Source organism: Spirillospora sp. CA-108201 (assembly GCF_050936235.1).
In the GTDB taxonomy this organism is placed as follows: Bacteria; Actinomycetota; Actinomycetes; order Streptosporangiales; family Streptosporangiaceae; genus Spirillospora.
Window position 1 is genome coordinate 4,034,167 of record NZ_JBNJNE010000001.1, and the last position, 15,676, is coordinate 4,049,842.

The window sequence follows — 15,676 nt, forward strand, 5'->3', positions numbered from 1 at the left end:
AGGCGCCGCGCGTTCAGCCGCGGGGCCTCCCGGCGTTCAGCCGCGGGGCCTCCCGTCCCAGCGCCACGATGTGACGCGCGGACGCCCGGGAAGGTCCCCGCGACCGGTGGCCCACAGCAGGGTCGCCCAAGGGGCCGTGTCTTGCGGCGCGCTGGGGAACAGGCGTCCCAGCACGCGGGCGCACAGATCCGCGGGCGGCTCCCACGGCAGCCCCAGCCCGCCCGCCAGGTCGTGCATGTGGACGAGGGTCTCGACGATCCCCATGGCGGCGAACCCTTCGGCGTCCGAGGCGCCGAAGGAGTGATGCGCGCGGACGTCGGGCGGCGTGCAGCGGACCACCGCGGACAGCATCCCGCCGCACGCGTCCAGGACCTGCAGCAGCCCCGCCGGTCCGGCGCTCCTGTCCGCGTGGACGGCGTTGGCCGGCCCGCCGGGCCGGCGGCTCTCCCAGACGAACGGCACCTCGCCGTCCGCCGGCGGCGTCCTCGGCGCGATCTGGGCGGCGTAGGCGAACAGGTCGTCGCTGAGGTGCTCGACGGTCTCCCAGCAGTCCCATTCGAGCGCCCCGGCCTTGGCGTCCCACGCGTCCGGGGGAGCCTCCCCCAGCGCGGCGACGGCCAGCCGGACGGCGAGGTCGAGATCGTCTGCGGTCACGGCGGTCGATTGCGGCATGACACGACGCTACTGGACCGGCCCGGCGCGCCGGTCAGCCCATCGGCGCGGCGGTCCCGCTCACGGCGATGCCCGCGTCCCCCCGGGGGACGTCCACGAGCAGCCGGCTGGGGCGGCCCATGTCCTCCCCCTGGCGGACGGTGACCCGGACCGGAGGGGCGACGAGGCCCAGCGAGCGCAGGTACCCGCCGAAGGCCGCCGCGGCGGCGCCGGTCGCCGGGTCCTCCACGACCCCGCCCGGCGGGAACGGGTCGCGCGCGTGGAAGACGGTCCCGCTCTCCCGCCACACGAGGTGGACGGTCGTCCAGCCGCGGCGCGCCATGAGCTCGCCGAGCGCGTCCCGGTCGTAGTCGAGGTCGGCGAGGCGGGCGCGCGTGGACGCCGCCAGGACCAGGTGGTCGTTGCCCGCGTCGGCGATGCGCGGCGGCAGCCCCGGGTCGAGCTCCCCGGCCTCCCAGCGCAGCGCGCGCAGCGCCGCGGCGAGGTCGGCGGCCTCGACGTCCCGGACGGCGGGCGGGACGCTCGTGAGGGTCGCGAGGACGCGGCCGTCCGCCTCCCTGGTCTCGACCCCGACCTCCCCGGCCGGGGTGCTCAGCCGCAGGCTCCCCGTCCCGCGCCGCTCGGCCAGCGCGACGGCGGTCGCGATCGTGGCGTGCCCGCAGAAGGCGACCTCGGCCAGCGGGCTGAAGTAGCGGATCGCGAACCGCTCGGGCGCGCCCCCCTCGTCCACGAGGAAGGCCGTCTCGGAGAACCCGATCTCGGCCGCGATCTCCTGCATTCTCGCGGCGTCCAGGCCGCGGGCGTCCAGGACGACCCCGGCCGGGTTTCCGCCCTCGCCGTCCACGTCGAAGGCGGTGTAGCGCAGTGCCGATGCGATGTCGCTCATGCGAGCAGTCTGCTCCCGCGACTAGCATCGCGTCCAACGATGATTATGGATCGAAAGCATCGGGACAATCGATGGACACGCGCCTCCTCACCACCTTCCTCACGGTCCTGCGCACCGGCGGAATGACCGCCGCCGCGGCGGAGCTCGGCTTCGTGCAGTCCACGGTCACCGCGCACGTCAAGGCGCTGGAGCGGCTCGCCGGGGCGCCGCTGCTGGACCGCGGCCCCGGCGGCGCCTCCCCCACCCGCGCGGGTTCGCTCCTCGCCGAGCACGCCCGGGGCCTCCTCGACCTCCAGGAGCGGATGCTCGCCGAGGTCGCCGCCGCCGCCACCGAGCCGTCGGGCCCGGTGCGGCTCCGGGCGCCGGAGTCCGTGTGCGCCTACTGGCTCGCGCCGCTCCTGCCCCGGCTGCGGGCGCGGCTCCCGGACGTGACGCCGTCGCTGTTCCCCGCCGACACGCGCACCGCGCTCGCCGCGCTCGCCGACCGCCGCGCCGACCTGGCCTTCGTCCTGGACCCCTCGCCGGACCCGTCCGGCGTGGACCTGGTCGACCTCGGCGCCCAGCCCCTGGCCCTCGTCGCGGCGGCGACCGCGGCCCTCCCGAGGAACCGTCCCCTGACCCCGGCGGAGCTGGCCGCGACCGGCGTCGTCCTCCTGGAGGAAGGCTGCTCCTACAGCGACGAGCTCGCCGCCCTGGTCACGGCCGCCGACCCCGCGGCGAACCCGCCGCGCTTCGGCGGCATCGAGACCGCGAAGCGCTGCGCGGCGGCGGGCCTCGGCGTGGCGCTGCTGCCGGCCGTCACGGTCGCCGACGAACTCGCCGCCGGAGCGCTCGCCGAACTGCCCCCGCCCGCGGGCCTGTCCCAGCACCACCTCTGGCTCGCCGAACCGGCCTCCCGCTGGCGCTCCCCCGCCGTCCGCGCCGTCCGCGCCGCCCTGATCGACTCGATCACCCGCCCGCGCGAGGCCGCCTCCTGACGTGGACCTGCGCGGCGCGGCACACTCGGTGTTGGCCGTTGCCAGAAGGTGCCTTTGCCCGGCCGAGAGTCGGGTATGCCGGGTGCGGAACCGGTTCGGCGGAGGAGTGGCGTGCTGTTGCTTGAGCGGGTGCGGGGTGCCGCGGAGGCGGGGGTCAGGGCGGCCCGGGCGGTGCGCGACGCCGGGGTGGTGCGGCCCGTCCGGCCCGACCGGGCGGCGCGGCTGCTGTTCCCGTACGTGCGGTTCGGGCCCGTTCCCGCGACGCTGGGCGCGATGGCGGCGCTGCGGTTCCCCGACCGGACGGCCCTGGTCGACGAGCGCGGGACGCTGACCTACGCGGAGCTCGAACGGCGGGCGGCGGCGCTGGCCACGGCGCTCGGCGGTCGCGTCGGCGACGGGAAGGTCGGGATCCTGTGCCGCAACCACCGGGGGTTCGTCGAGGCGGTCCTCGCGGCGTCGCGGCTCGGCAACGACGTCGTGCTGCTGAACACCGACTTCTCCGGCAGGCAGCTGGGGCAGGTCGCCGAACGCGAGGAGATCGGGCTGCTCGTCCACGACGAGGAGTTCGCCCCGGCCGTCGGCGAGTCGGGATTCGGCGGGCGACGGGTGGTCGCCTGGACCGACGGCGACGGCGACGAGGGCAAGGGCGAGGGGACGATCGACTCGCTCATCGCGGAGACCGCCCCCGGGCACCTCAAGCCCGAGCGGGTCAGCCGGGTGATCCTCATGACGTCCGGGACGACCGGCACGCCCAAGGGGGCACGGCACGACCTGTCCGCCTCCTCGCTGCTGCCCGCGGCCCTGAGCCATCTGATGCGCGTCCCCGTCCGGTCGGGCGCGCCGATCGTCGTCGGGCCGCCGCTCTTCCATCTGCTCGGCTTCGCCTACACGACGGTCGGGCTCGCCATGGGGATGCCGCTCGTCCTGGCCCGCCGCTTCGACCCGCGGCAGGTGCTGGATACGATCGCGGACCACCGGGCCGAGGCGCTCGTGGCGGTGCCGGTGATGCTCCAGCGCGTCCTGGACGTGGACGGCGCGCCGCCGACGCCGACACTGCGCGCGGTCGTGTGCGGCGGGGCGGCCCTCCATCCGCACCTGTCCGAGGCGTTCATGGACGCGTTCGGCGACGTGCTCGTCAACGTGTACGGCGCGACCGAGACCGGGTGGGCCACGATCGCCACGCCCGGGGACCTGCGGGCCGCGCCCGGCACGGTCGGCAGGCCGTCCTTCCGGCTCACGATCAAGGTGCTCGGGGAGGACGGCCGGGAGCTGCCCGCGGGCGAGACCGGGGAGGTCTACACCGGCGGCGGCCTGCGGTTCGCCGGGTACACCGGGGGCGGCGGCCGGCGGATGCGGGACGGCCTGACCGGCAGCGGCGACCTCGGGCACTTCGACGCGGCGGGGCGCCTGTTCATCGACGGCCGCGCCGACGACATGATCGTCTCGGGCGGGGAGAACGTGTTCCCCGGCGAGGTGGAGAACCTGCTCGGCGGCCACCCGGACGTCGCGGAGGCGTCGGTGGCCGGGGTCGACGACGAGAGGTTCGGGCAGCGGCTCGCCGCGCACGTCGTCAGGAACCCGGGGGCGGCGGTCACCGAAGACGACCTCAAGGAGTACGTGCGCGCGCACCTGGCCCGGTACAAGGTCCCGAGAGAGATCCGGTTCGTCCGGGAACTGCCCCGCACCAGCACCGGCAAGGTCAGGCGGAGGGCACCCGGCGGTCGATGAGGGAAACGCCCGGGCCCAGGGCCGCGAGGTCCCGGGCGTGCCCCCGTCCCGAGGGTCAGGCGGCCCCGGCGCGCCGCTTGGCCGCCATGCAGATGCGGGCGAGGTCGTTGAGGGCGTCGGCGCGGCGCTCGTCCAGCGTCCGGCCGTCGCCCGGCCCGGCCTCCGCGAGGGTGTCGATGACCAGGGAGAACACCGGCCACTCGGCGGGCCCGATGGCGCCCTGGAAGTCGACGCCGCCCTCCAGGTCGTCCAGGTCGAGGTTGCGGGCGAAGGTGGCGAGGGCGGCCTCGGCCGCGACCACGCCGATGCGCATCGCCAGCGCGGCCGGCTCGCGATCGAGGGGGCGCACGGTGCTAGAACCCATGTTCGACAACATAGACCACACGCGTCACACGCGTCGAACGTTTGCTCGAAACGTCACCCGGCTGCTCGAAACGTCATCCGACGATGGCCTGCTGGAAGAGGGAGGAGTGCGTGAAGTGCAGGACGCCGCCGACCATGCTCGGGCGCATGCCGGTGGCGGGCCCGCCCGCCAGCTCGTCCTCCAGCTCCCGCCTGATCCGCGCCGCGGTGTCCGCGGGAGTGTGCGAGAACTCCAGCCACGGGTCCAGCGGGCGGCTGTGGTCGAACCGGTCGGCGCGCTTCACCGCCGCGCCCGCCGCCGTGACGAGCTCGGTGATCCGCGCCTCGGTGAGGGCCTCGCCGTGCGAGGGGTCGCGGAGGCGCTCGACGCGGTCGGGGTCGCCGTGAAGACCCGCGGGCCGGACCAGGTCGGCGATGATCAGCGCGGCGCCGGGGCGGCTGACCCGCGCCATCTCCCTCACCACGGCCTCGGGGTCGGCGACCTGGTGGAGCGAGAAGCGGGTGGCGACGAGGGTGAACGACCGGTCGAGGTAGGGCAGGGCCGTGGCGTCGCCGCGCGCGAAGGTGACGTTGGTGAGACCGGCGTGGTCGGCCTCGCGCTTGCCCTCGGCGAGCATCGCGGGCGTGAGGTCGAGCGCCGTCACGTGCCGGACGCGGCGGGCGATCGCGCGGGACACGATGCCCGTCCCGGCGGCGACCTCCAGAACGACGTCCTCCAGGTCGAGCTCGGGGTCCATGAACCGGACGAGCCGGTCCAGATGGCGGGTGAACGCCGTGTTCAGCCTCGGGTCGGAGAATCCGGCCGCCTGCTTGGAGAACTCCCGTACCACCTTCTCGTCATGGGTCACCGACACGTCGCCTCCTCGGATGGTTGCCCGGATCATCCCCGAAACCACGCACGGTGAACAGAGGGGAGGGACGAAACCTCAGGCGGCCGGGACGCCGTCCAGCAGCGCGGCGAGCCCGGTCGCGTCGAGCAGGTCGGCGGGACGCACGGTGACCTCGGCCGAGACGTAGTGGAACGCGGCGCTGACCCGCGCGACCCCCACCCCGGCGAGCTCGGCCCACGCCAGCCGGTAGGCGGCGAGCTGCACGGCGGCGAACCGGGCCTCGTCCCCGCGCGGCGGGGAGCCGGTCTTCCAGTCGACGACCTCGTACCCGCCGTCCCGGGACCGGAACACGGCGTCCATCCGGCCCCGGACCAGCCGGTCGCCGATGATGGTCTCGAACGGCACCTCGATGTCGAGCGGCTCGCGCGCCGCCCACTCCGACCGCTCGAACCGCTCGCGCAGCACCGCCAGGTGCGCGTCGTCGGCGGCGCCCTCGTCGGCGGCCCCGGGCAGCTCGTCGGGGTCGAGGAGGCGCTGCTGCCCCCAGCGGCCCTCCAGCCAGGCGTGGAACGCGGTGCCGCGCCGCGCGTAGGGGGCGGGCGGGCGCGGCATCGGCCGGCGGATCTGCCGCGCGAGCGCCGCCGGGTCGCGCGCCAGCGACACCAGCGACGACACCGACAGGTGCGCGGGCAGCTCGACGAGCAGGCCGTCGCCCCCGCGCCCCCGGTCGCGCTCGGCGAGCAGCAGTTCGACGTCGCGCGCCCACGCCGTCATGCGGCCCCGGTCGGCGCCCGACAGGCCGGCGTCCCCGGCCCAGTGGCGGGTGCGCCCGGACATCTCGTCCTCGACCATGCGGGCCGCCTCCACGACCGCCTCATGGCGCGCCCGCGCCGACAGGTCGGACCGGCCGCGGTCGCCGGGCGCGACGGGCCACTGCGCCTCCTCCGGGTCGGCGAGCAGCGGGTTGGCGGCCCCCTCCTCCGGCGGGTCGGCCCACACGGCGACGGACCCGGCCCCGGCGAGGCAGACCGCCCGCACCTCCTCCAGGAACGGCGACGGCCCGAGCGGGCGCCCCGAGGACCCCCACCAGTAGCCGGTGGTGATCAGCAGGCTGGACGCGCGGGTGACCGCGACGTACGCGAGCCGCCGCTCCTCCCGCAGGTCGCGCTCGGAGCACGCCTGGTCGAAGGCGGAGAGGTCGTCCTTCTCCAGCCCGGTCAGCGCGGGCAGGTCGGCGCGGTCGCCGCGCAGCATGAACGGCAGGACGCGCGGGTTCGCCGTCCAGCGGGTGGCGTTCTGCGGCGGCGAGGGGAAGATCGACCCCTTGGCGGGGGAGCCGTTCCTCTGCGGCGTGAACGCCAGGCCGGGGACGACGACGACCGGCCACTCCAGCCCCTTGGAGGCGTGGACGGTGAGGAGCTTGACGCTGTCGGTCTCCCCGACCCGCCCGGCCTCCAGCCCGAACTCCTCGGACTCGGCGGCCTTGAGGTAGGCCAGGAAGGCGCCGAGCGTCGGGTCCTCGGCGTCGCCCGCGAACGTGGCGGCGGCGTCGATGAACGCGTCGAGGTCGGCGCGGGCGGTGACGGGGTCGAGCCCGGACCGGGCCGCGACCTCGATGTCGAGGCCGAGGGCGCGCTCGACCTCGTTGACCAGGTCGGGCAGCGCGAGCCCCACCTGGCCGCGCAGGACGCGCAGCTCGTCGCGCAGCCGGCGCAGGCGCCCGTACCCCTCGGGCGAGAACGCGCCCGGCGGGCCGAGGTCGTCGAGCGCGTCGACGAGGCTGCCGGTCTCCTGGTTCAACTCGCTGACGAGCTGCCGCAGCGGATCGTCCCCGGTGACGCCCTCGTCGCCCTCTTCACCAGGCACGGTTTCACCGGGCACGGTGCCCGATGCGGCGGTGACGGGCGCCGGCCCGGAGGCCGCTTCGCCCCCGTCGCGGGTTGTGGAGCCGGGCTCGGTGGGCGGCGCGCCGGCGGGCTCACGGACCGGCGCGGGGTCGAGCTCCCCGTCGGGGGCGGCGGCGGGCTCCTCAGCGGGGGCCGGGTCCGGGCGGGTGATGTCGCGGGCCGCCTCCTGGGCCAGGGCGCGGGCGCGGCGGCCGAGGGCGACGAGGTCGCGGGGGCCGAGGCGCCAGCGCGGGCCGGTGAGCAGCCGCGCGAGGGACGCGCCTGCGGTCGGGTCGTGCATGACGCGCAGGGTGGCGACGACGTCCTGCACCTCGGGGACGGTGAGGAGCCCGCCGAGCCCGACCACCTCGACGGGGATGCCGCGCGCCTCCAGGGCCCGTCTGATCAGCGGGAACTGCGACCGCTTGCGGGCGAGGACGGCGACGTCGCCGTAGCGCGGGGGCTCGGTCTGGGGGCCGCCGTCCGGGGCGGTGTCGGGGTCGGCGGCCATGAGCCCGGCGATGCGCGCGGCGATGCGGTCGGCCTCGTCCTCGACGGTGGGGAACAGGGCGCACTCGACGCGTCCGCGCCCCTCGCGCCCGGCGCCCGGGACGAGGCGCGGCACGGCCTTCGTCTCGGCCCGCAGCTCCTCCTGCACCCGCGCCGCCGCCTCCAGGATCTGCTCGCCGTTGCGGAACGACCGGCTGAGCTGGACGACCGGCGCCGCCACGGGACGCCCCCCGGGGGCCGCCGCGGGCTGCGAGGGGAAGTCGTACGCGAAGCGCAGCAGGTTCCCGGCGCTCGCGCCGCGCCAGCCGTAGATGGACTGGCACGGGTCGCCGACGGCCGTCACGGGATGCCCGCCCGCGAACAGCGACTTGAGCAGGACGAGCTGCGCCTGGCTGGTGTCCTGGTACTCGTCCAGCAGGACGACCGAGAACCGGGACCGCTCGATCATCCCGACCTCGGGGTGCTTGAAGGCGATGCGGGCGGAGAGGGCCATCTGGTCGCCGTGGTCGATGACCTCGCGGTCGGCCTTGGCGCGCCCGTACGCCTCGATGAGCGGCATGAGCTGCTCGCGGACGGCGTGCTTGGCGAGGATGTCGCGCTGCGCCTTGAGCGGCTTCTTCACCACGGCGAACCGCTCGTCGAGCCACGCGCCGACCTTGCGGACGTCCTCGGCCGTGCGCAGGTGCTCCGACAGGTCGCCGGACAGTTCCATGACGGCCTTGGTGACCGTGTCGGGCTGCCATTCGATCCGGTCCATCGGGCCGTGGTAGGCGTCGACCACCCGCGAGCAGATCTGCCAGGCGACGGCCGGCGAGATCAGCCGCATCGTCGGTTCGAGCGCCTCGCGCAGGGCGTGGTCGCCGAAGAGCCGCGCCGCGTACGAGTGGTACGTGGACACCATCGGCTCGCCGTCGAACAGGGCCTCGCCGCCCAGCCGCTCGAGCTCGTCGCCCGGCAGGACCTCGCGGAGCCTGTCGAGCCGCTTGCGCACGCGCGCGCCGAGCTCGGCGGCGGCCTTGCGAGTGAAGGTGAGCCCGAGGACGCGCTCCGGCCGGACGAAGCCGTTCGCGACCAGCCACACCACCCGCGCGGCCATCGTCTCGCTCTTGCCCGACCCGGCGCCGGCTATCACCGCCATCGGCGCCATCGGCGCCTCGATCACCCGGGCCTGCTCCTCCGTCGGCGCCGGGATCTCCAGCAGCCGGGCCAGCTCTCCCGGCGTGATCACCTACTTCGCTCCCCCCCGAGCCAGTCAGTCACCCACCTGCCCGCCCTCCTCATGGACGGGGCAGCAGGAGCGTACGGGACAGGTGCGACACTTGTCGTTCGCCCTGGCCTGGAAGACGTCGCCCGCCATCCCCGTGGCGACGATCTCGACGAGCTTCTTCGGCCACTCGGGGTCGGCGTCCTCGGCGGGCGGGGGCTGCTCCTGCTCGCGCGCCTTCGCCGTGAACGCGGCCTTGCCGACCTGGATCAGCTTCGCGCCGCCCGGCTCGATCAGCCCGTGCCGCTCGAAGGCGCCGAGCATCACCGCGTACTGGTACACGCCGAGCTGGGGGTGCCGGGCCAGGTCGTCCTTCGGGACGGCGGTGGTGGAGGTCTTGATGTCGATGATGACCGCGCGGCCCTGCTCGTCGCGCTCGGCGCGGTCGATGCGGCCCTTGATGACGACGCGGCCGAGGTCGACCTTGAACGACTCCTCCAGCGCGACGACCTCGTTGGGGTTGTCGCGGTGCCAGGCGAGGAACTTGTCGACCATCGTCGCGGCCTGCTCGCGCTGCTTCTCCGAGTACCACGAGCTGCGGAACTCCAGGTCCTTCCAGATCTCGTCGAGCCGCCGCGCGACGTGCACCTCGTCGACGCCGTCGTCCGCGCCCGCCATCTCCGCGACGGCGTGGACGACCTTGCCCATCGTGCTGTACTCGTTCGGCCCGCCCTCCTGCGCGCCGACCGCCGAGGCGAGCAGCCAGCGCAGGCCGCAGGTGGTGAACGCCTCGACCTGGGACGGCGAGATCGCGATGGGCTCGTCCTCGGCGAACGCGGGCCCCCCGTCCGACAGCGCGGTGATCGCGTACCAGTTCTCCGGCCTCGCGCCGCGCACGCCGGCGCGCGCCAGGCGGGCCAGGTGCCCGGCCGCCGCGCGCCGCAGCGGCCCCGGGCGGGACGGGTCGCCGGCGACGGAGCGCAGGTCGGCCACCAGCGCCGACAGCGACAGCCAGCGGGTCTTCTCGTCCAGCTGGGACTGCTCGATCGCACCCGGGAGCAGCTCGTTCAGGAAGCGGGACGGCCGCTCCTCGGTGTCGTCGCCGCCCACGGCCGTCACCACGAGCCGCCTGCGGGCGCGCGTGACCGCCACGTAGAACAGCCGCCGCTCCTCGTCGAGCATCTTGGCGGCCATCGAGGCGCCGGCGGCGGCGTCGCCGCCCGGCTCCGCCCCGGCCGCGTGCTCGATCAGCTCCTCGACGCCGAGCAGCGACCCGCGCAGCCGGACGTCGGGCCAGACGCCCTCCTGGACCCCGGCGACGACGACCACGTCCCACTCCAGGCCCTTGGCGCGGTGCGCGGTGAGGATCCGGACCGCCTCGCCCTCGGGCGCCTGCTCGGCCAGCGAGTCACCGGCGATCTCCTGGGACGCGATGTTGTCGACGAACAGCTCGGGCCCCGCCTGGGGAAGCCGGTCCACGAACCGCGCGGCGTGGTCGAACAGCGCCACCACGGCGTCGAGGTCGCGGTCGGCGGCCGCGCCGCGCGTCCCGCCCTTGGCGCTCTGCTGCAGCAGCGCGTCGGCCTGGCCGCTCTCCTGCCACACCGCCCACAGCACGTCCTCGGCGGTGCCGCCGTCGTGCACGCTGCGCCGCGCCGTCTCGATCAGGTTCGCGATCCGCTCGGCGGGCGCGCGGACCCTCTCGTGGACCAGCAGGAGCTCGCGGGGGTCGTTCACCGCCGCGACCAGGAGATCGCCGAGCGCGCGCTGCCCGCCCGAAAGCTCCTCCAGGTCGCGCAGCGCGCGCTTGAGGCGGCGCATGGCGAGCGCGTCGGCGCCGCCCAGCGGCCCGGTCAGGAGGTCTTCGGCGACGACCTCGTCCAGGAAGCCCTTCTTCAGCGCCGCCCGCAGCAGCACCAGGAACGGGCGGACGGCGGGCTCCCCCACCAGCGGCACCTCGTCGCCGGCGACGACGACCGGCACGCCGGCCTGGGCCAGCGCCCGCCGCAGCACCGGGACCTGCCGCACCGCGCTGCGCACCAGGACCGCCATCCGCGACCACGGCACGCCGTCGAGCAGGTGGGCGCGGCGCAGCTCGTCGGCCACCAGCGCCGACTCCTGGCTCTCGGAGTCGGCGATGACCGCGCGCACCTCGCCCTCGTCCAGCTCCTCCACCGGCCGCAGCGCGCGGTGCTCGGCCGCGCCCGCCGACCCGGCGGGCAGCCGCCGCGCGATGCGGCGCGAGGCGGTGAGGATCTCGGGCCCCATCCGGCGGCACGTCCGCAGCGCCACCACGGGCGCCGGGTCGCCGTCCAGGGTGGGGAAGCGGGCCGGGAACTCCTGGATGCCGCGCACGTCGGCGCCCCGGAACCCGTAGATCGACTGGTCCGGGTCGCCGACCACGACCAGGTCGCGCCCCTCCCCCGCGAGATGGTGCAGGAGGGCCTCCTGCGCGGGGTCGGTGTCCTGGTACTCGTCCACGAACACGGCGTCGTAGGCGTCGCGCTCCCGGATCCGCACCTCCTCGTCCGCGAGCATCCCCGCGGCCATGTGGATCAGCTCGCCGTAGTCGTAGGTGGGGACGGGGTCGAGCAGGAACCGGTCCACGTACCGCTCCATGAACCCGCCGATGGCGGCCCAGTCGTCGCGGCCCTTCATCCGTCCGAGGGCCGCGAGGTCTTCGGCGGCGTACCGGCGCTCGACCGCGCGCAGGGCGAAGTCGCGCAGCTCCTCGGCGAACCCCCGGGTCGCCAGCGCGGCCCTCAGCCGCTCCGGCCAGCCGCGGGCGCCGTCGGCGAGCTCGCCCTCCAGCAGCCGCCGCACCTCCAGCAGCTGCTCCGGCCCGGACAGCAGCCGCGGAGCGGGCTCCTCGTTCAGCACGGCGTCCCGCCGGATCAGCGCGTACGCGTAACTGTGGAAGGTGAGCGCCAGGGGCGTCCGCGTCGTCCGCCGCAGGCGACCGGTGATGCGTTCCCGCAGCTCCCCCGCCGCCTTGCGGCTGAACGTCAGGACCAGCACCCGCTCGGGGTCGACGCCGCGGTTCTCGATGCGGTCGACGACCGCCTCCACGATCGTGGTCGTCTTCCCGGTGCCCGGCCCCGCCAGCACCAGCATCGGCCCGCCGGCATGCTCGACCACCCGCCGCTGCTGCTCGTCGAGCACGGGCGGGACGCTCCGCGCGGGACCCGCGCGTCGCACGAGACGGTAGGAAGCTGACGGCACAACAGTTCATTGGAACAGATCACCGAGCCTGTTCTGACCACAACGCACGCATGTCGCGGGAGAGAAGAACCACCGGCGCGGCGCCCCCGCGCGGCGACACCCTGCACAATCCACGCCCCCCGCGCTGTGCGGTTTCGTCATTGCTCCCGCCGGGAGGCATCGTGCACATTCACCAGAACCCTCGTGCACGGACGCGGACCCACCGCGTCCCGGAGGTGGGAGGTACGCGTTGTCCCGTGTTCACTGCAGTGCCCTCCTCCTTCGGGCCCGATGGTGGCGCGGGCGATGGCGGCCGGGGCGGTCCCCGTCGGGCTCACCGCGTCGCCGGAGTTCGGGCGCGCGTCGTTCACCGCGTCCGCCCTGCACGGCGTGACCCGCAACCCGCACGCCCCGGAGCTGACGCCGGGCGGGTCGAGCGGCGGATCCGCGGCGGCCGTGGCCGCCGGGATGGTCCCGCTCGGGACGGGCACGGACGGCGCCGGCTCGCTCCGCATCCCCGCCTCCTACTGCGGGCTGGTCGGCTTCAAGGGGACCTACGGGCGCGTCCCGCGCGGGCCGCGGCACCGGGGCACGGCCGAGAACGACCACTACGGCGTCCTCACCCGCACGGTGCGCGACACGGCCCGCTTCCTGGACGACGCCGCACGCGCCCTGGACGCCGACGCGCTCGTCGACGCCCACGAGGCCCGCGCCCGCCTGGTAGCCGCGCTCGCCGAGGGCTTCGCCCGCTTCGACCTCCTGCTCACCCCGGCCACCCGGGCACCGGCGTTCCCGGCCGAGGGCCCGATGCCGACCGAGATAGCGGGCCGCCCGGTGGACCACTGGGGAGCCCTGGCCGTCACCTCCCCTTCAACCTCTCAGGCCACCCGGCGATCTCCGTCCCCGCGGGCCGCGCAGGCGGCACCCCACCGGCCTCCAGATGGTCGCCCGCAGACACGAAGACCTGCTCACCCTGTCAGCCGCCGCAACCTACGAACGCCTGACGTGTTGATTGCTTTTTTCTTCTCCTTCGGGCCTTGAATGCCTGAAGGAGAAGAAAAAGGCAGTTCTACACCGCCACTTTTTCCTTGAAGGCTTTCAGGGCGGCGGCGCCTACGGCCTTGTCCTGTTCGCCGTTGCCGCCGCTGACTCCTACGGCGCCGACGACTTCGCCCTCGTGGACGATGGGGAAGCCGCCCACGAAGATGGCGAACTTGCCGGGGTGCATCTGGTTGATGCCGAAGGCCTCGTTGCCGGGGAGGGCGGGGCCGTTGGGGGGCTCGTTGAACTTGTGGGTGTCGCGCTGGTGGCCGGCGGCGGTGAACGCCTTGGCGATGGCGATGTCGACGCCGGTGAGGCGGGCGCCGGTCATGCGGTGGACGGCGATCGGGTGGGCGCCGTCGTCGGCGATGCAGATCGTCTGCTTGACGCCGATGCGGCGCGCCTCCTCCTCCGCGGCGGTGAGCATGACGAGGGCGTCTTCCAGGGTGAGCCGGTGAACGGTGTGCACGGAGCCTCCAGAGGGGTATTGCCCTATTCAGGTCGGTAAAGCAGGATGTGGGGGACGGTTTCTCCAGGTCACGCCGTCCGCCACGTTCCTCTCCCACCCCGTCAGTCTCGAAGGACCGCGTCCGCCGGGGCTATGTACACTTCGCCGAACGAACCCGACGGGATGTGGGCACATGGCACATCACCCTGCGATCGTCACGACCGCCGACGGGCATCTGCCCGTCGGGACGCTGCTGGCCGAGCCGCTGCTGCGCGGCACGCTCGTCGCCGGCCGGGAGGGGCTGGAGCGCGGCGTCGGCTGGTGCCTGCCGCTCTCGGAGACCCGCCGCTGCGCCGGCGACCCCGACCGCGACCTCGCCGGGGTCGCCGTCCACCTGCCGGTGACGGCGGTGGCCGCGCCGGAGGAGGCGGCGGCCGTGGTGGGCGACCTCGTCCGGCGGGACGCCGCCGCGCTGCTGGCGTGGCGGCCGCCGGGGGTCGACTCCGACCTCGACGCGGCGGCGCGCGCCGCCGAGGCGGCGGGGGTGCCGCTGCTGGCGCTGCCCGCGGAGGCCGACTACCGGGCGGTGAGCCGGCTCATCGGGCAGAAGGCGCTGGCGCAGTCCGCGCACATCCTGGAGTACGGGTCGCGGGTGCACCGCACGCTCGCGGAGGTCCTCGCCCGCGGTCCGGGGGTGCCCGCCATGGCCCGCGCGGTGGTCGGGCTGTCGCGGTGCGGCGTCCTCATCTGCGACGCGGACGGCGAGCGCCTCGCCTGGGAGGAGGCGCCGGACGCCGCGCCGGCGGACCCGGACGCGCTGCTGGCCGCCCTGCCCGAGGCCCCCGCGCCGGAGGCGGAGGGCGCGCGGTCCATCGAGGCGCGGCTGCGGCCCGACCCGGACGGGCCGCCCGTGCACGTGATCGTCACGCCCGTCCTGGTGGGCGGGCAGCCCTTCGGCCGGATGGTGATGGTGGAGCGGGCGTGCCCGCCCGACCCGCACGACCTGGCGCAGCACCGCGTGGTGGCCGAGCACGGCGCGACGCTGATCGGGTCGGAGATGCTGCGGCAGCGGTCGGTGCGGGCGGCCGAGGAGCGGGCGCGCGGCGACTTCGTGGAGGCGCTCGTGCACGGCCGGTTCGCCGACTCCCACGAACTGGGGGCGCGGGCCCGCCACCACGGGTTCGACGTTGAGGGGCACTTCGCCGTGCACGTGGTGGCGGCGGCGTCGCTGCTGCCCGTGGGCCGCGACTACCTGCGCCGGACGGTGTCGGCGACGCGGACCGCGCAGAACCTCGAACCCGGCGGGTGCGCGCTGACCGCCGCGATCAGCTCGACGATCGTGGTGATCCAGCAGGTCCCGGCGGGGCAGGACCCGATCGGGCAGCGCGCGGACGCCGCCCGGTTCGCCGAGCGGCTGCACCGGGCGCTGCGCCCCCACCTCGGCGACGATCTGCGGGTCACGCACGGCCGCCCGGGGCAGGGCGCCGCGGGGGTCGCGTCCGGGTACCACGAGGCGCGGCTGACGATGGGCCTCGCGTGGCACACCGCCGCCGGCCCCGTCTGCGGCTACGACGACCTGCGGGTGTTCGCCGCGCTGAAGGACGTGGCGCGCAGCGCGGAGGCCAAGTCGTTCGCCCGCGAGACCCTGGCGCCGCTGCGCCGCGCGAACGGCGGCGACCTGGAGAAGATCGTGCTCGCCTACATCAGGACGTCGGGGAACCTGAACGCGGCGGCGCGCGACCTCGGCCTGCACCGCAACACGATGCTCTACAAGCTCGACCGGGCGTCCCGCGCGCTGCGCATGGACGTCCGCTCCGCCGACGCGCAGTTCACGTTCTGGCTGGCGCACCACATCGACACGCTGACGACCGTCACCGGCACCCTCGACGACGAGATGGCCCCGCCGGCCGCCGCGCCCGGCTGATCAGGC

The 15,676-nt window shown here is 75.2% G+C and carries 11 protein-coding genes; 4 read left to right on the plus strand and 7 right to left on the minus strand.

Annotation, left to right across the window (positions count from 1 at the left end):
• Positions 1-36: 36 nt before the first annotated feature.
• Complete coding sequence (locus tag ACQEU6_RS19580) at positions 37-672, minus strand: hypothetical protein (RefSeq protein WP_499333809.1); 636 nt, start codon at positions 670-672, stop codon at positions 37-39.
• A 34-nt stretch (positions 673-706) separates the two neighbouring features.
• Positions 707-1,558, minus strand: a complete 852-nt coding sequence (locus ACQEU6_RS19585) for a PhzF family phenazine biosynthesis protein (RefSeq protein WP_499333810.1) — start codon at positions 1,556-1,558, stop codon at positions 707-709.
• 71 nt (positions 1,559-1,629) lie between these two features.
• On the opposite strand from ACQEU6_RS19585, the gene ACQEU6_RS19590 reads away from it, so the two are divergent.
• Both ACQEU6_RS19590 and ACQEU6_RS19595 read left to right on the plus strand, forming a co-directional pair.
• The gene (locus tag ACQEU6_RS19590; RefSeq protein ID WP_499333812.1) at positions 1,630-2,535 is read left to right on the plus strand and encodes a LysR family transcriptional regulator; all 906 of its coding nucleotides are present in this window, start codon (positions 1,630-1,632) and stop codon (positions 2,533-2,535) included.
• Between the two features lie 111 nt (positions 2,536-2,646).
• A complete protein-coding gene (locus tag ACQEU6_RS19595; protein WP_499333813.1) occupies positions 2,647-4,263 on the plus strand; it encodes an AMP-binding protein in 1,617 nt (538 codons plus the stop codon).
• Between the two features lie 55 nt (positions 4,264-4,318).
• Here the strand turns inward: ACQEU6_RS19595 and ACQEU6_RS19600 are convergent, their stop codons facing one another.
• From ACQEU6_RS19600 to ACQEU6_RS19615, 4 genes are all read right to left on the minus strand, one after another.
• A complete protein-coding gene (locus ACQEU6_RS19600) occupies positions 4,319-4,627 on the minus strand; it encodes a hypothetical protein (protein ID WP_499333814.1) in 309 nt (102 codons plus the stop codon).
• Between the two features lie 73 nt (positions 4,628-4,700).
• A complete protein-coding gene (locus ACQEU6_RS19605) occupies positions 4,701-5,480 on the minus strand; it encodes a class I SAM-dependent methyltransferase (RefSeq protein WP_499333816.1) in 780 nt (259 codons plus the stop codon).
• A gap of 72 nt (positions 5,481-5,552) precedes the next feature.
• Entirely contained in the window at positions 5,553-9,080 is a 3,528-nt protein-coding gene (locus ACQEU6_RS19610; RefSeq protein WP_499333817.1) for an ATP-dependent helicase, read from the minus strand.
• A 24-nt stretch (positions 9,081-9,104) separates the two neighbouring features.
• Entirely contained in the window at positions 9,105-12,218 is a 3,114-nt protein-coding gene (locus ACQEU6_RS19615) for an ATP-dependent helicase (protein ID WP_499333819.1), read from the minus strand.
• Between the two features lie 330 nt (positions 12,219-12,548).
• Here ACQEU6_RS19615 and ACQEU6_RS19620 point away from each other — a divergent pair, with 330 nt between their 5' ends.
• Complete coding sequence (locus ACQEU6_RS19620; RefSeq protein WP_499333821.1) at positions 12,549-13,298, plus strand: amidase family protein; 750 nt, start codon at positions 12,549-12,551, stop codon at positions 13,296-13,298.
• Between the two features lie 28 nt (positions 13,299-13,326).
• Here ACQEU6_RS19620 and ACQEU6_RS19625 read toward each other — a convergent pair whose 3' ends face one another.
• A complete protein-coding gene (locus ACQEU6_RS19625; protein WP_499333823.1) occupies positions 13,327-13,767 on the minus strand; it encodes a GlcG/HbpS family heme-binding protein in 441 nt (146 codons plus the stop codon).
• Positions 13,768-13,939: 172 nt separating this feature from the next.
• Here ACQEU6_RS19625 and ACQEU6_RS19630 point away from each other — a divergent pair, with 172 nt between their 5' ends.
• The gene (locus tag ACQEU6_RS19630) at positions 13,940-15,670 is read left to right on the plus strand and encodes a PucR family transcriptional regulator (RefSeq protein WP_499333825.1); all 1,731 of its coding nucleotides are present in this window, start codon (positions 13,940-13,942) and stop codon (positions 15,668-15,670) included.
• The last annotated feature ends 6 nt before the right edge of the window (positions 15,671-15,676 follow it).